We start from the raw sequence: 21,711 nt of genomic DNA, 5'->3' as shown, positions 1-21,711 counted from the left end.
GGCTGGGGGTGGACGCACAGCAATGTGTGGAGCTGACCAGTACTAATCGGTCGAGGGCTTATCCTATAGACTTTAGCTAAAGTAAACATCATTCGTATTCAGTTTTCAGGGTGTAAGTATAACGGCTGCTCTAAATTGGATTTGTATGCGTCAACTGGTACATTGAAGATGGGGCTATAGCCCAGCTGGGAGAGCGCCTGCCTTGCACGCAGGAGGTTAGGAGTTCGTTCCTCCTTGGCTCCACCAAAATATTCCCTGATAGCTCAGTTGGTAGAGCACTCGGCTGTTAACCGAGTTGTCACAGGTTCGAGTCCTGTTCGGGGAGCCTTTATGGAGAAGTGTCCGAGTCTGGTCGAAGGAGCACGATTGGAAATCGTGTAGGCGTCACAAGCGTCTCGAGGGTTCGAATCCCTCCTTCTCCGTTCCAAGACTTTACTTTGGAGAGATACCCAAGTGGCTCAAGGGGACCCTCTGCTAAGGGGTTAGACTGCGCAAGTGGTGCGAGGGTTCGAATCCCTCTCTCTCCGTATTATACATACAAGGCCCGTTGGTCAAGGGGTTAAGACACCTCCCTTTCACGGAGGTAACAGGGGTTCGAATCCCCTACGGGTCACCATTTAGCTATACAGCATTCCCTGGACGCTTAGCTCAGCTGGGAGAGCATCTGCCTTACAAGCAGAGGGTCGGCGGTTCGATCCCGTCAGCGTCCACCATATAAAGTAATTAACGACGCGGGGTGGAGCAGCCCGGTAGCTCGTCGGGCTCATAACCCGAAGGCCGCAGGTTCAAATCCTGCCCCCGCAACCAAAACCAATGTTTTACCATCGGAGTAAATCCGGGACTTATAATGTGGAGCTGTGGTGTAGAGGCCTAACATGCCTGCCTGTCACGCAGGAGACCGCGGGTTCGAATCCCGTCAGCTCCGCCATTATCATCATATGGCTCGGTAGCTCAGTTGGTAGAGCAGAGGACTGAAAATCCTCGTGTCGGCGGTTCGATTCCGTCCCGAGCCACCATGAAGCAGTACAATTGCATATTTTGCCGCTGTAGCTCAACTGGTAGAGCAACTGACTTGTAATCAGTAGGTTGGGGGTTCAAGTCCTCTCGGCGGCACCACATGGAGGATTAGCGAAGTGGCCAAACGCAGCAGACTGTAAATCTGTTCTCTGACGAGTTCGGTGGTTCGAATCCATCATCCTCCACCAGTTTTATGGCGGTCGTGGCGAAGGGGTTAACGCACCGGTCTGTGGCTCCGGCATTCGTGGGTTCAAGTCCCATCGATCGCCCCATTTAAGTAAGATGCCAACTGTGAGACATTAGCTCAGTTGGTAGAGCACCTGACTTTTAATCAGGGTGTCGTAGGTTCGAATCCTACATGTCTCATGCTTTACAATTTGCGGTCGTGGCGGAATTGGCAGACGCGCTAGATTCAGGTTCTAGTGGTGTAACAGCCGTGGAGGTTCGAGTCCTCTCGACCGCACCATAATTGCGGAAGTGGCTCAGCGGTAGAGCATCGCCTTGCCAAGGCGAGGGTCGCGGGTTCGATTCCCGTCTTCCGCTCCATAAGTGCCCTTAGCTCAGCTGGATAGAGCGTTTGACTACGAATCAAAAGGTCGGGAGTTCGAATCTCTCAGGGCACGCCATTTATTTACTTATGATTGTCCACGGGACGTAGCTCAGCTTGGTAGAGCACCTGGTTTGGGACCAGGGGGTCGCATGTTCAAATCGTGTCGTCCCGACCATCATAATGCGGGTGTAGTTCAATGGTAGAACTCCAGCCTTCCAAGCTGGTAGCGTGGGTTCGATTCCCATCACCCGCTCCATCAAAATAAAGTTCGAAAAGCCTTGATATCAAGGCTTTTTTTTGTTGTTTTAGCGAAGACAGAGAGGATTTTTACAGTAATGTGATCAGATCACTTTCTTCCTGTCTTGCGACGCAAAAACCCATCGACGGACTTGCCGCCGTCATTCAGGAACGCTTTGCGCGGAGTTCCTGCTCCACAAGCTTCTTTGTCTTCGGTAATCAAAGGCGCGACAAGCTCAAGATAGAATTTCTCCAGTTTCTTGCCGATAGCATATACACTGATCTTAATAAAAACTTACCTTGCGTTCATAGCAGTTAACAGTATGAAGAGTCAGTCCGATGAAGACTGACTCTTTATCGTACCATTTTAGCCTTAGCCATCTGGATCGCTTTCCTTTTCTCATCGTGGGCTTTGGCATCCTGACTAAGAAATTCCAATGTGTCCATTGCTTTTTTCAACACAGGCTCGTTCATCATTCAGCACTCCCAATTGGATTTATCGACACCTTTCAAGAAGAGTAACCAGTCCACCGCTCTCCACAGGAGCCGCATGATCGCCAAGCCTGGGCAATTCAAGAAAATGCAGTTCCATATCATCTATAAGCAGGATGCTGCTTCGATCTTTACGCAGATAGAAAAACGTTATGGCATTGGTTGTTAGGCAAGAACGAGTAATTCAGGATGTTGATGGTTACACATTTCTTCAACACTTTATAAGACTGGCCCTTTTGAAGCTATCCGCTGTATTAGCTTGTCCAGTAGAAAAGAGTACGTTTCTCGGTATCGTATTTGTTGATTAATTGCATCTCAGCGTTGATAAGTTCCCCGTCCGCTGTTTTGCCGCGAATGTCCAATCGACTATTTGTCGCGGGGAGCGTCCTCTTGTCCAGGCTCTTCACTGCTCGTCATAAACCGAGTCTTGACAAATATGTTTTTTTACATGTTTCCTATTTCCTTTTTCCTATTTATGCTATATAATAAGGATGTATTGAATATATTATATATATTCTTTAAAACTTATTACAAAGGAGAAGATGTCTAATGAAAGCAAAAAAGTCCATCAGCTTTATCCTCGTGTTAGCCGCTTTTATGTCATTAACAACCATGCAAGCCTTCGCTGCACCATCGGATTCTGCACGTGCCTCCTTAAAGACTAAATTAAATAATGTTACAGGAGCGGTTGCGAAGAAGTTCAACGCCAAAGACGACGTAGGCAATACAATGGACACGGCCAAAATTATTTCCAACCCCGCCGTTTCCGGACAATTTTTAGCGGTATATCACACATACAAGAATGGTACAGCTAAAGTAAACCTGGCCACCTCAACAGATTTACTGAACTGGACCTTCGTCAAGTCGCTGGCGGGCTCAACGGGCAACGACGCGTCGCAGCCATCGATCAAGGTGGCGTCGGATGGCGGCTATGTCGTGGCATGGGAGCAAGAGCCTAACAATCATGTTAAGGTTGCCTATTATCCTTCCTGGACATCATTACAGTCCGCGAGCCCTACAAAAAGCTACGATATTCCCCGCAATCATTCAAACTATGCGGAAGGAACACCAAATATCTACTCCGCAAGCAGCACAAGCGTTGATATCGGCTTCCATTATTTCAAGAACGGCGACGTAGACCGTCAAGCACGGGGAACGCTGACCAACTTTAGTTCATGGTCGTCCAGCACACAAACTAACTTTGATAATGCGCTGCTGCACTGGGGAGTTGCAGGCAATATCGGGGATCGCGATGGCAAGCTGAATTTCGGGGGCTATGACTTCGGGTTAATCGAGGGGCAGTTCGTCAAAAACGATTGGTCAACTTTCCGTTCCTTCATTTACGACTATTCGACAGGAAATGCCGAGCAATTGAATCCGGTTACACCAAACGGCTCAACCGCTTTAGCTAATCCTACCTTCACTGTCGTAAACTTGAACGGTGTGACGAGAATCGTTGTAAGCATGTTTATTTTCTCGGAAGGCGCGGGTAGCGGAGAAAGCGGCCAGTTGATCTATTATTTCAACGTGTAAACACACCGAATACTTAGGAAAAACGTCTGACGGCGTCTTTTAAGCGTCGTGCAAACAAGCTTACTGTGAAAAATGAGCCGGGTGCAGCGAATTGCTGCGCCCGGCTCATTTCTTGTAGTGCGCTCGGCATGGGCGATAACTAGGTGGTGAAAGTCCACTGCAGGCTTGGCAGTAAGAACTGTTAGCCAAGTGCAAGACCCTCAATGTCAATGTGGAATGTACGATAGATTTGAGGCTCAAACATTCCCTTAAAGGGTTTTGTGAGTTTTATTCCATTTTTTTGGGGGTTTTTGCAATTGAGATGCTCTACATACACTCGGGTCGTACTGTTCTTGTTTGTTCCACAATGCAAAAATAATGCGCACCCGGTTATTGGGAAAGAAGGATATTTCCATCTGATGGCCTTTTCCTTCTTTGCGCTTGCAATTCGAGTCGCATCCAAGGAAAACCAAGATTGTATACTGCAAGGATAAGGACAGGGTGAAGGAGTATCCGGTCACCGAGTTTGAATTTTGGGGTTACACCTTTCGAGGGGGATTAATAAAAGATAGTTTGGCTAAAAGAACTTACAAAAAGAGAGCCCAATATGTTCCACATTGGGCTCTCGGAATGACACTCTAAATAGTTGAGACAGGAGCCGCATGGATCTAGAGGTTCACGTACGCTTCTGTGAGAGCCTGAAGGTGAAACTCCTTCGAGCTACTCAACTGGAAGGTCCGCTATCCAGCTAATGGATAGCTTCCTATCCGATTCAAAACCACACTGTCTGTCTCATGCGTACTTACAGCCGTTTGCTCATCATTCGCCAGTCTTATCCACCACGTCGCGACGTATGCGATCGATCAGCTCTTGTGGTGTAACAATCTTGACGTGCCCGTCGAGATTGTCAACTACTTTCTTCACATCAGCCATCGTGTGGCTCCACGGATGAACATTCACAATAGTGTAGCCTTCTGCTTTCGTCGGATCGGTCTCATAACCATTGATTCTATTAGCCATAGCAACCGGATCGGTCGACCATAGCGTTTCGCGGATGCCAACGAACGGTTTGCCGTCAACCCAATGGACTTTACCGCCGGGACCGACATATTTCTCCCCGTACAACAAGATCGCTCCATCAAGGTGTTTTGCGGAAGCATATGCTTTAAGCACTTCCGTGGACGGGTTTGAACGCTCCAGAATCGTCGTTATTCGCATATCCGTCTTACGCAAATAAGCGTCCAAATGCTCCGCGTTCGCCTTTAAAGCGTCCGGCGGATAATCCCCTGGGTAGAAGTAGCTCGTTCCAGATACTCCACCCACGAAGTTGTCTGTTTCCGCAGCATAGTCGTAAATCCATGACAACACGCTTGGAGCCAGGTCAGCCAACGTCGGTGCGAGCTGCCATCCCATTGGGAACGATCCCCGGTCTGGGCTGCCAAAGTAGCGATCGCTTGTCGTGAAATCATTAAGCAGCCACTGGACGTTATCCCCGTCACTCATGACGAAGGCAACGTAATGTGCTTTCGGATCTGCAGGCCCGATCTTAGGTTGCTTTGGCTGCTTGAAGGGAGCTTTCCTCTCGATGCCGGATAGAGTCGTCAAGTTCACCGCCCAGTCCGTAGCAATGGTGCCAACGCCTTGCAAGGAGGCAAGTCCGACATGGGAAAACTCGTCTCCAGGCCCCCAACCGAGACGTACCGCATCCGTATCCAACGCATCAAACACCGCTGGGAGCTCTGTTATCGCGGACGAGCTGCTGAAAATATACATTGCTTTATAGGCCACTCCGATATCCCTGAGTTCGCCTTTCTCCGTATCTTGCTGGACAATCAACTTCTTGGAGAACTCGGAGCCGTGTTCGAGAATGAGCCAACTATCGTCCTTATCGCTCACATCTTCCAGTTGTGTGAGTCCAAGAGCCTCAACTTGAGACACCAGCGATTTCTCCACCGCGATGCCCTGCCACAGTCCTGCTAGCGATGTCGCCACGTTAATGGAAGGCAAATGATTTTCGTACACGATAAAGCCCTTCAATCGATCTTTGAACTTGGTTATCAATTCCCAAGCGTCACCGATTTCCTCAGTCGTTACTCCATATCCCGATTTTATATCTTCCAGCCAGCCGTTATAAGGACCGGTATCGTTAATGTAAATTTCCGGTTTGTTCTGCGCAAGTACACCTTGCAGCGTCGAGATCATAACGAATTGTTCCGGACTGAGTGAAGCTTTCTCGATTACATAGAGATGCTCCGGTTTAGCCAACTTTGGAAAATAACTGAACTCGGCCTTCCCAGAGCTGCTGCTGCAACCGACCAAACCTAAAAATATTGCTAAAAAAAATCCCAAACGAATGTATTGCTTCATCATGTTTGTTTCCCCCGCTTTCTGCAAAATAGATGGCAAGACGGCCATGCACCTCCCCTTACTTTGAATAATCGATTTGCGATGTCGCAGGTGTTGAAACATTGGCCTTCCTCGTCAACCGGCAGAATGTTGAGTCTTGCAGGTTGTCTGCTTTAATCGATTGTTCAGATTGTCATTTTCACATGATATTATCACCGAGCATCGTAATTGTAACCGTTTGATCGGCGTTGTGGACGAAGATGTGTCGTCAGACGATGGGGAGATGTCTAGTCCTCATTTATGCTACTCCTTTCGAAAATTTGAATTATATATAAAATATATCATTTAATTCATTGTTGAACAATATGTCATTTTCAGTCGCTAGTTTGAATAAAAATTGATCAATTAAATGATCCAACAAAATTAGCTCAAACCCGAAATCAGTGCTTGACTTCAGGAGAGAGGAAAAGCTTCGGGACAGAGGGATGTTCGATCGAGGTGAAAGCCCGATTTCTGGATGAGAAAGAGGTTTGCGGGGGGAACTTAATTTGTAATTTGAGATAAGCCTGCGTAACAAGTTTTTGACTTACTTATCATGCACAGTTGCATCGATACGATTTTTGAACGTTTTCCGGCTTATTTATCGCTTGGACATGATATGACGCTTGTTTGCGGATTGGAGCGCCAGTGCATTGTCTCAGAGCAATCCCACTGGTTGATTTGACTAAATGTCATAAATGATATACTTTATAGATAGTTTACTTTAGTTAAGGAGAATGACCAGATGCAAGCTGAACGACAACCGTTATACATGCAAATTTATCTGTATTTCAAAGACTTGATCGCTCAGGAAAAATTGAAGGAAAACGATAAAATTCCGTCGGAGAAGGAGTTAATGGAACGGTTCGACGTAAGCCGTATTACGGTGACGAACGCGCTCGTACAGCTCGCCAAGGATGGGTGGATCTACCGGGTACCGGGCCGGGGCAGCTTCGTTAGCAAAGGAATCGAGCAGATTTTGACCGGCCAGACCGGGATCATAGACGCTGAGCCGCGTATCGCTTACACACCTTCACAAAGCATCGCAGTGGCGAACGATTTCGTGAGCGATGTGGAGGCGCCTGCGTCCTTCCGTTCGATCGGGTTGCTGCTGCCTGGATTGGTAGACAACTTCGGACTGAGGCTCATACAAGGTATTCAATCCGCGCTTGCGGGCACCGATTATCGGCTTCATATCATTCTGACGGATAATTCTATCGAGCAAGAGAAGGAAGCGATTCGGCGCATGATCCACAACAGGGTAGACGGGCTGATCATCTTCCCATGCGATGCGGAGGTCTATAACGACGAGATTCTATCGCTCAAAGCATTGAAATATCCTTTCGTACTGGTTGATCGCTACTTGCCAGGGATCGAGACGAATGTCGTGCGAAGCGACGGTATGGTCGGCGGCAAAATGGCAGTTGATTATTTGTGGGAGCTAGGACACCGGGACATTGCCATCTGCTCCGACTCTGTTCTGCCTACCATTACGGTCGAGGATCGGATCAATGGGTACATGGAAGCAATGAAACGCAGGGGGGCAATGATTAACCCTGCTCTTATTCTGACTGATTTTAACGTCGATTATAGCAAGAATAATGAGAACCATCCCTTGTATCGGTTTATCAAAAGCAGAATGGCGACCGCCTATATTACACTAAATGGAAGGTTGGGAGCTTATATCTCCTCCATCTGCGGCGATCTCGGTCTTAAGGTGCCGCAGGATATATCCATCCTGACGTTTGATAATCCGGCTTCCGGGATCGAGAATATGGGTGACTATTCTCATATCTCGCAATCCGAGGGAGTGATGGGGAAGCAGGCGGCTGAAATATTGCTGAGAATGCTCAATGAAGACGAAGTATCAGAGGCGGGGGGCTACACAAAAATCATTATGAAGCCAGAACTCGTTGTTCGCCAATCAACAGGGGAACTGCGCAAATGACGGACGTGCGGATCGCCATTCAGCAACACCAAATAATCTGTGAGAGGAAAGCCTCAACAGGCCCAGAGAGAAGAGGGTGTCCCACAAGTAACTTTTGGAACACCCTCGGCAACAAAAATAAGATGACTTTCAGGCGGCCTGTTCTTGCTTAGTTCGCTTTTTTGGTATTCACCCGGATTCCATTATTCCTCTTGTAGCCACGAAGCAGGAACCTTTAAATCCTCGGTTGTTCTTCCCATCATAAAAGGTAGGCTCTGGTTTAATCCTTCTCCTTACGGCCAAGGCAGCGCCTCTCCACGCATCTTGTTCACTTTCGCAGGTCCAATTGTCGATTCTGCTGATGTCTTTTTGCCATGCCCCTTGGACGTTAGCCAATCCGCGCAAACGACAATAGCGCTTGTTGATCTCCGCGGTCTTCGCTGCATTCGCCATTCAGTGACTTTAGTCGTCGACATTTATGTCAAAATTCACATGTTTTGAGCAGTGATCGTTTTTTGCAGAACCCTGGAAGTATAGAAGAAGGAAGGAGTGGAAATTTAAGCGGTAAAACACTTATTAAATATAACAGATATATCATAATCATTGACATGTTAATTGTTATATTGTATGTTTAGGCATATATTTTAGAAAAGTAATTGATTGCTGACAAGGGAGAGGATTGAAATGGTTCACGACAGAAATGCGGTCGTGCGGGAGGTGCCGGAATACGGGAGGCACAAAGGTTACTGGAAGCGCTTCATGATCCGGCATCGCGATGCTGTGATGGCCGCCGTTATTTTAATGCCTATGCTTGCTTTTTGGTTGCTGCTTTCGGGCTTTCCGACGGTGTTCGGTTTTATGCTCGGTTTTTTCCGTTGGGTCGGGCTCGCCGATTCACCGAAATTTATTGGATTTGATAACTTTATCCGTTTTTTTAAGGACCCAATTTATACACAGTCTTTATGGAGATCGATATGGCTCGGTGGTTTGGTCACCAGCATTACATTGCTGGCTGGCTTCGGGGCTGCGCTTCTCATGAATTTGCCCCTTTGGGGAAAGGGGATATATCGTTCGATCTGGTATATTCCGGCGGTTACCTCTACGGTTGCCACTACGCAGATATTTAATTTATTTCTTGATACGAATAACGGTGTCATTAATAATGTGCTCGTATCGTTGGGCAAAGAGCCGATTGTTTGGCAATACTCGGTTGGGTGGGGAATCTTCTGGATCGTTGTCTACTCGGCCTGGAAAGGTGTCGGAGGCGCTGCATTGCTGTGGCTCGCAGGGCTGCAATCGGTTGACCATAGTTTGTATGAAGCAGCGGAAATAGATGGCGCTGGCCGTTTCGGAAAGTTATGGAATGTTACGCTTCCCGGCTTGAAGCCGATCGCTACTTACGTCGTCATTACAAGCCTTATCGGTGCTATTCAAATTTATGAGCAGGTGTTGTTTATCACCAACGGCGGGCCTTATGGGCAAACTGAGGTACTCGTGTTCCGCATTTATCGAGACGGCTTTTGGGACTTCAATCTCGGTATGGCAGGCGCTTCCTCGCTCATCATGGCCATCATTGTCATCGTCATCACGGTCTTCTATTATGGATGGTCCACAAGTTCGGATCGTAGAACGACCATTCCGTTGAAACCGCTAAGAAAGGAGAAGTAATCGATGAGATCCAGCAACGCGAGAGCAAGGTCGTTTAAGCCGCTTCATTTGTTTGGGCATGTGGTGTTGCTTACAGTGGGCATCGTTCTTATGTATCCGCTTGTGTTTATGTTCCTCGCCGGGTTTTTCACGAAGCAGGAGTTCGCAAGCACTGTGTTGGGCATTTTTCCGATCCCGGAGGAGCCGACGCTGCGCAACTTCATCTCATTGTTTCAAACCACGGGGGACGCCGATGCCTTGATGTATTTCCGCAACTCCTTGTTTCGGACCGCTTATATGACTGTCGCGTCTGTCCTGACGTCATTTCTCGGCGGATATGTATTTGCGAGACTGCGGTTTAAAGGAAGGGAGCAGCTTTTCCTGCTTCTGCTTGCCACGCAGATGATTCCGACGACAATTGCGATTATTCCTACTTATCTTGAATTTGCCCGCTTTCCTTTTATGGGGGGAAACAATGTGTTCACCGGAGGGACAGGTATTCTGGATACGTGGTGGGTGTACTTGATTGGAGGGCCAGCCATCAATATTATGGGAACATTCTTGGTGAAGCAATCACTGGATAAAGTGCCGATTGAGCTTGATGAGGCTGCTAAAATGGATGGGGCAGGCACTACGAGGCTGCTATTCCAGATTCTGTTTCCGCTGCAGCTTCCGATTATAGCATTTATAGCAATTACGAGTGGGCTTGGCACTTGGAACGACTTCATCGTACCGTTTTTCTATACGAACAGCGACACGTTGCAGACGTTGCCGTCCGCCATTACTCGCCTTTCCTCGGTCGGAAATAGTCCCGGCGCAGTTGTCAACTATCCGTTGATTATTACACTAAGTCTGGGTGTTACGCTCCCTGCGTTGCTGATTTTCTTCTTCCTGCAGAAGTATATCGTGCAAGGGCTCGCGAACACTGGAATTAAAGGATAATATTATTTTTAAAAATTATAAATGACATGTTGAATATGTAATATATGTGTGATATGTTGTAAGTGGTTTAATTCAAACTAGGAGGTTATACAGAAATGTGGAACAAAAAAGCAAAATGGGCGCCGTTGTTGTTGGCAATCGTACTGAGTTTGTCGGCCTGTTCGTCCGCTGGAGACAAGACGCCAAGCAACTCGTCTGAAACTCCTAAGGATGTTTCCCAAGGAAAGCCTTCAGACAAACCGAGCAATGAGAACGTTACCATTACGGTGTTAAACGAAGGGGCTGTCTCAATCGGGGTTGGTAAAATGGAAGAACTGCTCCCTGCGAGAAAGAAATTGATTTTGGAAGATGCGGAGCAGCGCCCTCCGGTGAAGGAGTCCGATTTTACTCGCACTCCAGGTGAATCGGTGCATCCGGGAATTTTCGCATACTTCTACCAGCAAACGATTCATGACAAACTGAAAAGCAAAAACATTTCGGTCACAACAGAAGATTGGGGCTGGGGTGAGCCGCTTATCCAGAAAGAGACTGCCGGCTTCCTTGCCAAGAACATTCCGGACATCATCGTAGGTGAAACCCAAATGCCAGGCTTTGCGGTGCAAGGGCTGCTTGAGCCGTTCCCGGACGACATGGCTGCAGAAATTCGCGAGACGACAGCTGCTGCTGCCTGGAAGCCGATGGAGATTGATGGAAAAATTTATGGTTTTGCTTCCCAGCCCGGCGTTAACAGCCTGTTCTGGAATAAGAAGCTCGTGAGAGAAGCAGGGCTTGATCCAGAGCAAACGCCGAAGGATTGGGACGAGTTGCTTGCCAACATTCAGAAAGTTACTGAAGCAGGCAAAGGCAAATTCTACGGCGGCGGCGTGTACGCTGGACCGAATGCGGGCGGCTACTTGCGCTATGGTCCGCTGCTTGTAATCAATAAAGGCGGTTTCGCTGACGCTTCCGGTACCCCTACGTTCAATAGCGATGCCAATGTGAAGACAGTTGAGTTCTTGCGCAATCTGAACAAGAACCACCCTGCCGGCCTGATGGTAAGCCAACAGGAAGGCCCTTACTTCGACGCTTTCAAGAAACAGCAAACAGCTTACATTATTGATGGACCATGGCGCGCAGCTGAAAGCACTTCGCTCGGTATTGAATACGGAATGGCGCCAATTCCGCTGTCGGCAGGTGGAGAAGTCGGGAACATTACAATCGGCGCTGCCTTCCACGCAGTTCCAAAGGATGCAAAACATAAGGAAGCAGCGTTCGAATACATTCGCGCAATGTATAGCGACGAAATTCAGCAACTGATCGCTGATACTGGCGTTCGTTCGCCGGTTAAAAAATCGGTTGCAGAAGCGCCTGAATATAAGACGAAACATCCAGAAATGTTCAATCATTATCAGGCAATGAACGGTAACGTTCAAGGGCTGCCAACATTCCAAAAAGATAGCTCCAAAGTATGGCAAACGTTTGGAGACGCGGTTGCCAAAGCGCTCATGACCAACGGAAACATCAAAGAGATTTTGGATGGCGCTCAGGCGAAAGCTGAAGCGATTGTAAAATAATACGCCTCGCGGGCGTTGCATAGCAGGCAGAGAAGAGGGCTGACTTTTGCCAGTTCTCTTCTCTGTTATAAGACAAAAGGAGTGGACGAGAATGCCATATGAGATTAGCAAAGTCATAAAAGATAAGACGGCCGTAACTCTGGAACGGTTACGAGAAGCGATCTATCGTCCTGTCGCTTCCTTGGGAGTGGAAGCGTGGGTAACAGAGGAGCCGGTATCTTATGAAGAGCGGACGAAGGGGGAACAGTTGCGTCTCGTCCCTGGAGATCGTTGGGGCAAACTATGGGATTGTGCCTGGTTCCATTTTTGGGGTACAGTTCCTGAATCCGCCTTCGGTCAGAAGATCGTGCTGCTGATTGACGTCAACGGAGAGCTTTGTCTCGTCGACGAAGAAGGTTCACCGATACAAGGGTTAACAAATATTAATTCGGAATTTGATTTTGAGCTCGGTCTCCCAGGCAAGCGAGTTGTGGACGTGACGTCTAGCGCTCAGGGAGGAGAAGTCATCGACCTGTGGGGAGACGCCGGCTGCAATGACTTGTTTGGCCGTTACCGCAGCGGTACGTTGAAGGAAGCGGACATCGCGGTGTGCGACGAGTCTGTGCGCAAGCTATTTTATGATTTTGAAGTGCTGTTAGAGCTGGCGGAGCATGTGGCGCCGGGCAGTTCGCGCAAAGCCCGGCTCGAGCGCAAGCTCTACGAAGCGTCGAATGTGCTGGTCGTTATTAATGAGGAGACCGTGCGGCGGGCAACGGAGTTGCTGGCCCCGGAATTGGCGCGCCAAGGCGGCGACGTCGAGCTGCGGATAAGTGCAATTGGCCATGCGCATATCGATCTGGCCTGGCTGTGGCCGATTCGAGAAACGATTCGCAAGGGAGCCCGCACATTCTCTACGGTGCTGCGAAATCTTGAGAAGTATCCCGACTATATGTTTGGCGCCAGCCAGCCGCAGCTGTACCAATGGATGAAGGAGCATTATCCGAAGCTGTACAGCAGAATTAAGGAGCGCGTGCAGGAAGGGCGCTGGGAACTGCAAGGCGCGATGTGGGTAGAGCCTGATACGAACATCTCTGGCGGAGAAGCGCTTGTTCGGCAAATTTTGTACGGCAAACGTTTTTTTCAAAAGGAATTCGGGCAGGACATGCGGGTGCTGTGGCTGCCGGACGTTTTTGGCTATTCCGGCAGCTTGCCGCAATTGCTGGCGTTGTCCGGCGTGGACTACATGATGACGCAGAAGCTCTCCTGGAGCACGTACAACAAGCATCCGCATCACAGCTTCATCTGGGAAGGCATTGACGGAACAGGCGTGTTGACGCATCTGCCGCCGGAAGATACGTACAACAGCCCGGCAGCTCCCCGCTCGATCGCGAAGATCGAACGGGAATATCTCGACAAGAACATCTCTGACCACGCGCTGATGCTGTTTGGTATCGGCGACGGAGGTGGCGGCCCGGGTGAGGAGCATCTGGAGCGGCTGGCGCGTGAAAAGAATCTGTCAGGCGTGCCGCCTGTCGTTCAGGAATCATCCCTGGCATTTTTCCAGCGTTTGGAGAAAGAAGCAGCTTCGCTTCATCGTTTCCGGGGAGAGCTGTATCTGGAGAAGCATCAAGGAACGCTGACATCGCAAGCGAGGAACAAACGATACAACCGGCAAATGGAGGTTGCTCTGCGCGAAGTGGAGTTCGCAGCTTCGTTGGCTCTGGCGCTGGGAGGGAAAGGCTATCCTGCCGAAAGTCTGGAGCGAATTTGGAAGGAAACGCTGCTTTACCAGTTCCACGATATTTTGCCGGGCTCGTCGATCAAACGGGTGTACGATGAATCGCTGGTTCGTTACGCCGCGCTTCTTGAAGAGACGAAGGCGCTGCTAGGTGCGGCATATGAGGAGGTTGCCGAGCGACTGGGACTGCTCGGAGAGCCGGTTGTCTTCAACTCGTTGCCGTGGGAACGGCGCGAGTGGGTGGAATGGAACGGCGAGTGGGTTGCGGTTCGCGTTCCGGGCATGGGCGGAATCGCTTTGAAGGACGCGATAGCGGAGGCTGATCACAACTCGCTGCGCGCGGAAGCAGGGCAGTTGGAAAACAGTCAGCTCCGCGTTACATTCGCTGAGGACGGCAGCTTGATTTCCGTGTACGATAAAGTCGCCGGTCGGGAGGCGCTGCGCGCAAATGAGCGAGGCAATGTGCTTACGGTGTATTACGACAACGGCGATGCCTGGGATTTTCCGCGCGATTACCGCTCAACTGTGGCGGGCGTCATGCAGCTTGAGAGCGTAGAATACACGGTTAAAGGGCATCGGGCGATCGCAGAGCAACGGTATTGCTTTGGCGAGTCGACGATGAAGCTGACGGTTTCCTTATCCGAAGGCGGTGTTGTAGTAGAATTTGACGCTGAAGTGGATTGGCGGGAGTCAGGGAAGATGCTGCGAACTTCATTTGCTACCGCTATCGATACAGGGCAGGCGAACTGCGAAATCCAGTTCGGCTATCTGAAGCGCTCAACGACGCGCAATACGCTGGAGGAAATGGCGAAGGACGAGATTTGCGCGCACCGTTATGTTGATCTGTCTCAGCCGGATTATGGAGTAGCGATACTTAATGATTGCAAGTACGGGTATCAGGCAGAGGGGCATGTGCTGGATCTGAACTTGCTCCGTAGCTCGTCGTACCCCGATCCAGAGGCTGACCAGGCGCTGCACGAGTTCCGTTATGCCTTGCTGCCGCATGAAGGGGACTTCATTACAGCTGAAGTGCCTCGCCGCGGGTATGAACTGAACGTGCCGCTGTTTGTTGCCGGAGGCAAGAAGTCTGGGAATGAATCGGCGACTTCCGGCGAAGTGTCGGCTGGCGGATCAGGTACAAGACGAGAATTGGAGTGGCTCTCGGTCGATCATCCGAACGTCATGGTCGAAGCGGTAAAGAAAGCTGAAGATAGCGGCGACATCGTTATTCGTCTGTATGAATACGCAGGTACGACAGCGAATGCGCATTTCTCGTTTGGTTTGCCTTGCCTGGAGGCTTGGGAGACGAACCTGATGGAGGAGACCATTGCTTCCGCTCCGCTTGAGCTGAATAGCAACGGATTCGAATTGGCTCTCCGGCCTTTCGAAATCAAGACGATCCTCTTGAAGATAGCCGAGTAGCACGAAAGGCTGGCATATTAAAAAGCCCGGACAGGGGTCGCGAGCGGACGGTTCTAATGACACGGCAGGTCAGACTGAGTGATGGCCCCTTTCTTGTGGCAGCATTCTGCAGGATGCGGGCTTCTCCTGCCCTTGTGTAAAAAGTTAAAGTAGCCTATCGGCTACTTTTTATTTTGGAAAAGTATGGATTATAGTTATCTAAACTAATATAAGCATGACCAAGTAATCGTTTTTAATTAAATTCCTAAATTTGGATACGGCAAGGTTCCACAACAGAATCCCTCTGTCTCTTCGCTACTTTTCTCCTTCTGGTCAAGCACTGCTGAATCAATCTGGCCTGGTTCTACGGAATGAGATCTAGTTAAAAATATCTATACGTTCTCATTATGTTCGGTTTAATTATACACTTTAATCGATTAAGATGGAGACATACATAGACGAGAGAAGAACGGGTAAGGGACGGAGTCACTGCACATTGACCGATGTGCAAAAGCGCTTTAAAAATTAAATAGGGGTGCAAATGATGGATTTTGCTTTATTTATGATTTTCTCTACGATTGAAGGCTTGGCAACATACGCATTGGCCCTCTACATTTTTAGAATGGATTTAAGAAAATATATCTGGCATGTCCTTTTGATCATATTGCTTGTGAATTTTCAAAACTACGTGATACGAGATATGTTAGAACTCAGCACGATAGCTCCATTAGTTAACATTATGATAAGTGTCTTATTCTTTACGACGATCGTGCGGGTCCCTATTGTATGGTCTTTTGTTATGGTAATAACCGGTTTTCTAGGTTTTGCAATTATTCAAACAGCAACGATTTATTTTTCATTCGGATATTTTTCAATTGAACAAATACAACTGCATACGTGGAAGGCTTATACGGTTCAAACAATATGCGGGCTGGTCGGAACATACCTGGGCTGGTTTATTTATAGAAAAAGGCTCGGATTTACTTTTGAATTTGAAAAAATTCGGCTGAAAGGAGAAAAGTTCTTTATCGTTCTTCTGATTGGTTGTTCTGCTATTGCATTATTAGCGATGATTTATTTCGGAGACATGGCCATTAATTTAATCGGATTAGTTGTTGCCATGGTTATATTTTTATTCTATTCTATTAAGAAAGAGGTGAGAGATAAACAAGAATGGTGAATTACATTGCTTATTCTCTTGCCGTGAAGATAAAAAATATTGTCCCAGAACACCCGCGGAGTGTAGAAGTATTAAGCTATTCCCTTTCATTCTTGCTTAACTCATTTTTTACGTCAATGTTGACGTTCTTAATCTCTTTCATGACCGGACGAGTGCTGGAGGCAATAATCGTAATGTGCGGTTTCGCCTTTCTTCGGCAATTGTCCGGAGGGTACCATTTAAAGTCAGGGATGCTATGTATTGTTGTCTCGACCGGCATTCTAACTGGGCTATCAATGGCAAATTTGAATTCCCGATTTACGGTGGCTGCAACTATTGTTGCAGCCATTCTGGCACTTGTTTATGCCCCGTCTGGAATTGAACGACAGACGAGAATTCCCACCAAATACTTCCCTCTATTAAAAATATCTACTGTTGCAGTCATTCTCACAAACTTATTTTTTTTATCAGATGTACTCGCTGCTGCTTTCCTGTTTCAATGTTTAACATTAATTCAAATCAGGAGGAGTTAGAAGAGATGAAAAAGAAAATAGTGTACCGTATTGCGACAATTTTAGGGGCATTGGCTGTTTTGGTTGTAAGCACTGCTAGTTGGCTGTACATTCATCAGGAAAAGACACCGGAAGAACTGCTTTAATTGATTGGAGGTGCCAGCGTTGTTTTTATCTCTAACAAAAGACGTAGAAGGTAAATCCGGGTTTTACCAAATTAAACCAGATGACGTTTTGTACTTATCCCATGAAGATGGGCGGGTCTTATTTCACTTGAAGAATGAGGAATATACGGCTTTGGGTTCTTTGAAGTATTTTTACGCCGCTCTGAATGCTTCAGGTTACCGCTATGAAAAGGTCGATCGAAATACTGTAGTCAATATGGATAATGTAGTTTTAATTGATCAAAACAGAGGGATGCTCTACTTTGATGAGAAAATCTCACCTTATTCCAAAAGCTGTACAATAGCGCTCACCAATTACAGGTCCATTGTCAAACAAATAATGGCTATCAATCCATCTCTTATTATTAATTAAAGAACACCCTGCTAATTAGGGTGTTTTTTTAATTATCAGCAGTTTTAAAATTTCCGTTATAAATGGCTTGAAACGCTCTTGTAAAGGTTGGGACGAATAAGGTATAATTGCAAGTGAGTAAAGCGCTTACCCATGCTTTTTTATTTTAAAAGACGCACGATTGAATGATCGGAAAAGACTGGATTTTAGTGGACGTAAGACCAGGTTCAATAAGTCAGGCATTCCGTATTGCTATCGGACTCTTTTTCCTTATATATTAAAGAGTGGAGAGGAATAAGAACAGCTGTCCTTTCATGGAACAGACCGGTGATTGTATTGCTTTATAGTAAGGTTAAGCGTATACCCTAATGATGGAGGTTCAATATGAGTACAATCCGATTGACGATGGCTCAGGCATTATTGCGTTTTTTGGACAATCAGTATATTAGTGTTGACGGGGAAGAGCGGAAGTTTGTAAAAGGTATTATGGGGATTTTCGGACACGGAAACGTAACCGGAATTGGTGAAGCGCTGGAGAATGACAAAGGCCAGTTGGACTTTATCCAAGGAAAGAACGAGCAGGGCATGGCCCATGCTGCGATGGCATTTGCCAAACAAAATAATCGTCTGGAAATCTTCGCATGTACCTCTTCCATCGGACCTGGTGCGCTCAATATGGTAACGGCCGCAGGTACGGCGACTGTAAACCGCATTCCGGTGCTTTTCCTGCCTGGAGATATTTTTGCTTGCCGTCAGCCTGACCCTGTATTGCAACAGATTGAAGATCCAACAGACTACACGATTTCGGCAAATGATGCGTTCAAGCCCGTCAGTCGTTATTGGGACCGGATTTCCCGTCCGGAGCAGCTAATAACAGCGGCGCTTCAAGCTATGCGTGTGCTAACTGATCCTGTAGATACCGGCGCAGTTACGCTGTCTCTGCCACAGGATGTACAGTGCGAAGCGTATGATTATCCGGAATCGTTTTTCACCAAGCGCGTTCATTATATGGAAAGACGTCTACCGACTGTTGGCGCATTGCAGCGTGCTAAGGAAGCTATTCAGAGCACACAGCGTCCGCTCATTATTGCCGGCGGCGGCGTGCACTATTCACTGGCAACCGAGGAACTGACTGCATTTGCTGAGAAGTTCGGCATTCCGGTAACGGAAACCCAAGCGGGTAAAAGCGCGTTGCCTTGGAATCACCCGCTCTATATGGGGGCGATAGGGGTAACAGGCTCTCTGGCTGCCAACAAGCTGGCGAAAGAAGCCGATCTCGTCATTTGTATTGGTACCCGACTCGCCGATTTCCCGACGGCCTCAAAGAGTGCGTTTCAGAATCCGGATGTGAAATTCCTTTCTATTAACGTCAGTTCGTTTGATGCTATGAAGCTGGATTCAACAATTCTGGTAGCCGACGCGAAGGAAGCGCTCGTAGCGTTACAGCGGGAATTGGAGCAAAGCGGCTATAAAGCGGCTCATGCGGCAAAAAATCTGCAAGCGCTCAAAGCAGAGTGGGATGCAGAGGTTGACAGACTGTACAGCCTGGAGCGTGAAGACGGTCTGGCGCAAACCAGAGTGCTCGGGGAGCTGAATTCTTTCCTCGGCAAAGAAGATGTTATCGTATGCGCTGCGGGCAGTCTGCCAGGCGATCTGCACCGGGTGTGGCGTACTGAAGCGCCCCAAACTTACCATATGGAATATGGCTTCTCCTGTATGGGATATGAAGTATCCGGCGCATTCGGAGTCAAGCTGGCGCATCCGCACCGTGAGGTCTATTCATTTGTTGGCGACGGAAGTTTCCTGATGCTGCACTCGGAGCTGCTGACAAGTATTCAGGAAGGCAAGAAGATCAACGTCATTTTGCTGAATAATCATGGTTTCCAATGTATCCATAACCTGCAGCGCGGGCATGGCAGCAACGGATTTGGCAATGAGTTCCGTTTCCGCTCTGAGGATAGCGGTCGCTTGACCGGCGGCTATATGCCGATTGATTTCTCTTTGATCGCACAAGGTCTGGGCGTAAAAGCATATGCGGCAACGACCATCGATGAGCTGCGCAGCGCGCTGGAAAGTGCGAAGAAAGAAGAAAGTTCCACACTGATTGAGATTCAAGTATTGCCTGGAACCAATACAGGGGACTATGAGTCCTGGTGGCGGGTAGGCGTTGCAGAGGTATCCGAGAGCGAGAAGGTTAATCAGGCAAGCGGCAAACTGGAGCAAAAATTGCTGGAGGTTAAACCATATTAATCTGATGACGGAGGCGGAGCGATGACAGACAAAGCATTGAAGCTGGGAATATCACCGATTAACTGGGTGAACGAGGATGTACTCGAACTTGGCGATCATTATACATTTGAAGATCTGATGAATGACTTTGAAGCGCTCGGTTTCAAAGCGACGGAGAACTGCCGCAAGTTCCCGAAGGACCCTGAAGTATTGAAGCAAGCTCTGGCGGATAGAGGCATTCAATTGACATCGCAGTGGAAAGGCGTGCTGTTCTCTGATCCTTCCCGCCGCGAGGAAGAACTGGCTGCTTACAGAAAGCATGTCGAATTCCTCTCTAAAATGGGCAGCAAGGTTGTCGTAACCTGCGAACTAGGCGGCTCCATTATCGGTGACCCGCGCCGTGATCCGTCCGAGCGGGACGTCAAACCGCTCAGCGATGCGGAGTGGAATGCCATGGTGGAAGGGCTGCATCAGGCTGGGGAGATTTGCCGCGAATACGGGATGAAGCTGGTGTATCACTACCATATTGGGACAAATGTAGAACGCGGCGAGGAAATTGACCGTCTGATGGCAACCACTGATCCGACGCTTGTATATATGCTGTACGATACCGGTCATGCCTTCTATGGCGGAACAGACCCGCTTAATCTGCTTGAGAAGCATGCAGACCGTTTAGGCTATGTCCATCTGAAGGACGTTCGCCAGAACGTGCTGGACCGTGTCAGACAGGAAAAAATACCGTTCCAGACGGCAGTAATCCAAGGGGTCTTCACTGTTCCTGGCGATGGCGCAATCGACTTCGAACCCATCTTCCGCAAGCTGGATGGGATTGGCTATGACGATTGGATGATTATTGAAGCGGAGCAGGACCCTGGCGTTGCCAATCCGTACGAATACGCAAAAAAATCCAGACAGTACATTGACGCTGTGACTGCTAAATTAAATATTGAAGGCTAAATCCTGCTGAATCGATACGGGCAAGCACTTGTAGCATTACCGGTGCAGGATTGGAATACAAGGGCAAATATATGCCTAGCCATCCCGGCTTAGCCGCCAGGAAATGCTTAGGCAACAGGGAGGACTTATGGCAGAGCTTATCGTACCAAGCAGCAAACAACCTGACGAGAACGGACGCGTGCTGGGGATTACACCAGAATCCGCAGGCTGGACTTATGTAGGCTTTGAGGTGTTCAAGCTGGAACAGGGTCAAAAGCTGGTTAAACAGACAGGCGATCGGGAATTTTGCGCTGTGCTGCTGTCCGGTCGTGCGGCAGTAAGCACGAATGAGCTGGAGAGAGTGGAAATCGGGCAGCGTATGAGTGTATTCGAGCAAATCCCGCCTTACAGCCTGTATGTTCCCCCTCATGATGAATTTACGATAGAAGCTGCTACAGCTGTCGAGGTTGCGCTATGTGCGGCACCGGGCAAGGGCAACCACAAAGCCCGCGTAATCGAGCCTGCACATGTTGGGGCAGAGAAGCGCGGACATGGCAGCACTGAACGTTACATTCATAACATTTTGCCTGAGCAGCAGTCGGCAGACAGCCTGCTTGTGGTAGAAGTGTACACGCCGGGCGGACACTGGTCGAGCTACCCGCCGCACAAGCATGATCAGGATAATCTTCCTGCGGAATCGTTCCTGGAAGAGACGTATTACCACAAGATTGAGCCTGCGCACGGCTTCGCCGTACAACGCGTGTATACGCTTGATGATCCAGAGCCGCTTGATGAGACATTGGTGCTGAAAGATGGAGATGCGGTACTGGTGCCTAAAGGATTCCATCCGGTATCGGCAGCGCCAGGCTATAATTTATACTATTTGAACGTTATGGCCGGCCCGGTAAGAACTTGGAAATTTTACAATGATCCGGCACATGAGTGGCTGATGAAAGCTGCGCCAGTAAAGGAGGAATAG

The 21,711-nt window shown here is 48.4% G+C and carries 15 protein-coding genes, 18 tRNA genes and 1 pseudogene; 32 read left to right on the top strand and 2 right to left on the bottom strand.

Features of this window, described 5'->3' with window-relative positions; translation table 11 throughout:
* The first annotated feature begins 170 nt into the window (after nt 1–170).
* From JFN88_RS14550 to tnpB, 19 genes are all read left to right on the top strand, one after another.
* Nucleotides 171–246 (top strand) — tRNA-Ala (locus tag JFN88_RS14550).
* A gap of 6 nt (nt 247–252) precedes the next feature.
* Nucleotides 253–325: transfer RNA gene (locus JFN88_RS14545), tRNA-Asn, on the top strand.
* A 7-nt stretch (nt 326–332) separates the two neighbouring features.
* Nucleotides 333–422 (top strand) — tRNA-Ser (locus tag JFN88_RS14540).
* Nucleotides 423–439: 17 nt separating this feature from the next.
* Nucleotides 440–527: transfer RNA gene (locus JFN88_RS14535), tRNA-Ser, on the top strand.
* A 14-nt stretch (nt 528–541) separates the two neighbouring features.
* Nucleotides 542–616, top strand: a tRNA-Glu gene (locus JFN88_RS14530).
* 21 nt (nt 617–637) lie between these two features.
* Nucleotides 638–713: transfer RNA gene (locus JFN88_RS14525), tRNA-Val, on the top strand.
* 17 nt (nt 714–730) lie between these two features.
* Nucleotides 731–807: transfer RNA gene (locus JFN88_RS14520), tRNA-Met, on the top strand.
* Between the two features lie 44 nt (nt 808–851).
* Nucleotides 852–928, top strand: a tRNA-Asp gene (locus JFN88_RS14515).
* Nucleotides 929–940: 12 nt separating this feature from the next.
* A tRNA-Phe gene (locus tag JFN88_RS14510) sits at nt 941–1,016 on the top strand.
* A 24-nt stretch (nt 1,017–1,040) separates the two neighbouring features.
* Nucleotides 1,041–1,116 (top strand) — tRNA-Thr (locus JFN88_RS14505).
* 3 nt (nt 1,117–1,119) lie between these two features.
* Nucleotides 1,120–1,205 (top strand) — tRNA-Tyr (locus JFN88_RS14500).
* An 8-nt stretch (nt 1,206–1,213) separates the two neighbouring features.
* Nucleotides 1,214–1,289 (top strand) — tRNA-His (locus JFN88_RS14495).
* A 21-nt stretch (nt 1,290–1,310) separates the two neighbouring features.
* A tRNA-Lys gene (locus JFN88_RS14490) sits at nt 1,311–1,383 on the top strand.
* A gap of 13 nt (nt 1,384–1,396) precedes the next feature.
* A tRNA-Leu gene (locus JFN88_RS14485) sits at nt 1,397–1,483 on the top strand.
* A gap of 5 nt (nt 1,484–1,488) precedes the next feature.
* Nucleotides 1,489–1,563: transfer RNA gene (locus JFN88_RS14480), tRNA-Gly, on the top strand.
* Between the two features lie 3 nt (nt 1,564–1,566).
* Nucleotides 1,567–1,643, top strand: a tRNA-Arg gene (locus JFN88_RS14475).
* 22 nt (nt 1,644–1,665) lie between these two features.
* Nucleotides 1,666–1,742: transfer RNA gene (locus JFN88_RS14470), tRNA-Pro, on the top strand.
* A 7-nt stretch (nt 1,743–1,749) separates the two neighbouring features.
* Nucleotides 1,750–1,823: transfer RNA gene (locus JFN88_RS14465), tRNA-Gly, on the top strand.
* An 81-nt stretch (nt 1,824–1,904) separates the two neighbouring features.
* Nucleotides 1,905–2,123 carry an IS66 family insertion sequence element accessory protein TnpB gene (gene tnpB / locus JFN88_RS25465; RefSeq protein ID WP_199020007.1) on the top strand — a complete coding sequence of 73 codons (219 nt, stop codon included), beginning with the start codon at nt 1,905–1,907 and terminating at the stop codon, nt 2,121–2,123.
* 89 nt (nt 2,124–2,212) lie between these two features.
* On the opposite strand, the pseudogene JFN88_RS14455 reads toward tnpB, so the two are convergent.
* Nucleotides 2,213–2,686, bottom strand: a pseudogene (locus JFN88_RS14455) (Rpn family recombination-promoting nuclease/putative transposase); the annotation flags it as partial.
* A 159-nt stretch (nt 2,687–2,845) separates the two neighbouring features.
* Here JFN88_RS14455 and JFN88_RS14450 point away from each other — a divergent pair.
* Complete coding sequence (locus tag JFN88_RS14450) at nt 2,846–3,829, top strand: hypothetical protein (RefSeq protein WP_199020006.1); 984 nt, start codon at nt 2,846–2,848, stop codon at nt 3,827–3,829.
* A 798-nt stretch (nt 3,830–4,627) separates the two neighbouring features.
* Here JFN88_RS14450 and JFN88_RS14445 read toward each other — a convergent pair.
* The gene (locus JFN88_RS14445; RefSeq protein ID WP_199020005.1) at nt 4,628–6,178 is read right to left on the bottom strand and encodes a GxGYxYP domain-containing protein; all 1,551 of its coding nucleotides are present in this window, start codon (nt 6,176–6,178) and stop codon (nt 4,628–4,630) included.
* A 760-nt stretch (nt 6,179–6,938) separates the two neighbouring features.
* On the opposite strand from JFN88_RS14445, the gene JFN88_RS14440 reads away from it, so the two are divergent.
* From JFN88_RS14440 to iolB, 12 genes are all read left to right on the top strand, one after another.
* The gene (locus JFN88_RS14440) at nt 6,939–8,141 is read left to right on the top strand and encodes a GntR family transcriptional regulator (RefSeq protein ID WP_199020004.1); all 1,203 of its coding nucleotides are present in this window, start codon (nt 6,939–6,941) and stop codon (nt 8,139–8,141) included.
* Nucleotides 8,142–8,804: 663 nt separating this feature from the next.
* Entirely contained in the window at nt 8,805–9,788 is a 984-nt protein-coding gene (locus JFN88_RS14435) for a carbohydrate ABC transporter permease (RefSeq protein WP_199020003.1), read from the top strand.
* A 3-nt stretch (nt 9,789–9,791) separates the two neighbouring features.
* Entirely contained in the window at nt 9,792–10,709 is a 918-nt protein-coding gene (locus JFN88_RS14430) for a carbohydrate ABC transporter permease (protein WP_199020002.1), read from the top strand.
* A gap of 95 nt (nt 10,710–10,804) precedes the next feature.
* Nucleotides 10,805–12,262 (top strand): extracellular solute-binding protein, encoded by a 1,458-nt coding sequence (locus tag JFN88_RS14425; RefSeq protein WP_199020001.1) that lies wholly within the window; start codon nt 10,805–10,807, stop codon nt 12,260–12,262.
* A gap of 91 nt (nt 12,263–12,353) precedes the next feature.
* Nucleotides 12,354–15,401: an alpha-mannosidase gene (locus tag JFN88_RS14420; RefSeq protein ID WP_199020000.1), complete on the top strand. Its 3,048-nt coding sequence runs from the start codon at nt 12,354–12,356 to the stop codon at nt 15,399–15,401.
* Between the two features lie 520 nt (nt 15,402–15,921).
* Nucleotides 15,922–16,560, top strand: coding sequence for a hypothetical protein (locus JFN88_RS14415; RefSeq protein WP_199019999.1), 639 nt, complete (start codon nt 15,922–15,924; stop codon nt 16,558–16,560).
* Nucleotides 16,554–17,072 carry an accessory gene regulator ArgB-like protein gene (locus tag JFN88_RS14410; RefSeq protein ID WP_199019998.1) on the top strand — a complete coding sequence of 173 codons (519 nt, stop codon included), beginning with the start codon at nt 16,554–16,556 and terminating at the stop codon, nt 17,070–17,072. Before JFN88_RS14415 ends, JFN88_RS14410 begins: the two co-directional genes overlap by 7 nt.
* A gap of 5 nt (nt 17,073–17,077) precedes the next feature.
* Nucleotides 17,078–17,197: a cyclic lactone autoinducer peptide gene (locus JFN88_RS14405; protein ID WP_199019997.1), complete on the top strand. Its 120-nt coding sequence runs from the start codon at nt 17,078–17,080 to the stop codon at nt 17,195–17,197.
* Between the two features lie 19 nt (nt 17,198–17,216).
* Complete coding sequence (locus JFN88_RS14400; protein ID WP_199019996.1) at nt 17,217–17,588, top strand: LytTR family DNA-binding domain-containing protein; 372 nt, start codon at nt 17,217–17,219, stop codon at nt 17,586–17,588.
* Nucleotides 17,589–17,951: 363 nt separating this feature from the next.
* Nucleotides 17,952–19,817 carry a 3D-(3,5/4)-trihydroxycyclohexane-1,2-dione acylhydrolase (decyclizing) gene (gene iolD / locus JFN88_RS14395; RefSeq protein WP_199019995.1) on the top strand — a complete coding sequence of 622 codons (1,866 nt, stop codon included), beginning with the start codon at nt 17,952–17,954 and terminating at the stop codon, nt 19,815–19,817.
* Nucleotides 19,818–19,838: 21 nt separating this feature from the next.
* Nucleotides 19,839–20,753 carry a myo-inosose-2 dehydratase gene (gene iolE, locus JFN88_RS14390; protein WP_199019994.1) on the top strand — a complete coding sequence of 305 codons (915 nt, stop codon included), beginning with the start codon at nt 19,839–19,841 and terminating at the stop codon, nt 20,751–20,753.
* 127 nt (nt 20,754–20,880) lie between these two features.
* Nucleotides 20,881–21,711 (top strand): 5-deoxy-glucuronate isomerase, encoded by an 831-nt coding sequence (gene iolB, locus JFN88_RS14385; protein ID WP_199019993.1) that lies wholly within the window; start codon nt 20,881–20,883, stop codon nt 21,709–21,711.

The sequence above is a fragment of the Paenibacillus roseus genome (assembly GCF_016424485.1).
Lineage (GTDB): Bacteria > Bacillota > Bacilli > Paenibacillales > Paenibacillaceae > Paenibacillus_D > Paenibacillus_D roseus.
Note: the sequence above shows the minus strand (reverse complement) of the source record. Positions and strands in the feature narration are given on the sequence as shown.

Excerpts from the sequence above, each read along its gene's own strand:
- JFN88_RS14420 (WP_199020000.1), top strand. The coding sequence starts at position 12,354 with ATGCCATATGAGATTAGCAAAGTCATAAAAGATAAGACGGCCGTAACT.
- iolB (WP_199019993.1), top strand. The coding sequence starts at position 20,881 with ATGGCAGAGCTTATCGTACCAAGCAGCAAACAACCTGACGAGAACGGA.
- JFN88_RS14450 (WP_199020006.1), top strand. The coding sequence starts at position 2,846 with ATGAAAGCAAAAAAGTCCATCAGCTTTATCCTCGTGTTAGCCGCTTTT.
- JFN88_RS14430 (WP_199020002.1), top strand. The coding sequence starts at position 9,792 with ATGAGATCCAGCAACGCGAGAGCAAGGTCGTTTAAGCCGCTTCATTTG.
- JFN88_RS14415 (WP_199019999.1), top strand. The coding sequence starts at position 15,922 with ATGATGGATTTTGCTTTATTTATGATTTTCTCTACGATTGAAGGCTTG.
- JFN88_RS14410 (WP_199019998.1), top strand. The coding sequence starts at position 16,554 with ATGGTGAATTACATTGCTTATTCTCTTGCCGTGAAGATAAAAAATATT.
- iolD (WP_199019995.1), top strand. The coding sequence starts at position 17,952 with ATGAGTACAATCCGATTGACGATGGCTCAGGCATTATTGCGTTTTTTG.
- JFN88_RS14435 (WP_199020003.1), top strand. The coding sequence starts at position 8,805 with ATGGTTCACGACAGAAATGCGGTCGTGCGGGAGGTGCCGGAATACGGG.
- JFN88_RS14445 (WP_199020005.1), bottom strand. The coding sequence starts at position 6,178 with ATGATGAAGCAATACATTCGTTTGGGATTTTTTTTAGCAATATTTTTA.
- JFN88_RS14405 (WP_199019997.1), top strand. The coding sequence starts at position 17,078 with ATGAAAAAGAAAATAGTGTACCGTATTGCGACAATTTTAGGGGCATTG.
- JFN88_RS14425 (WP_199020001.1), top strand. The coding sequence starts at position 10,805 with ATGTGGAACAAAAAAGCAAAATGGGCGCCGTTGTTGTTGGCAATCGTA.
- JFN88_RS14440 (WP_199020004.1), top strand. The coding sequence starts at position 6,939 with ATGCAAGCTGAACGACAACCGTTATACATGCAAATTTATCTGTATTTC.
- iolE (WP_199019994.1), top strand. The coding sequence starts at position 19,839 with ATGACAGACAAAGCATTGAAGCTGGGAATATCACCGATTAACTGGGTG.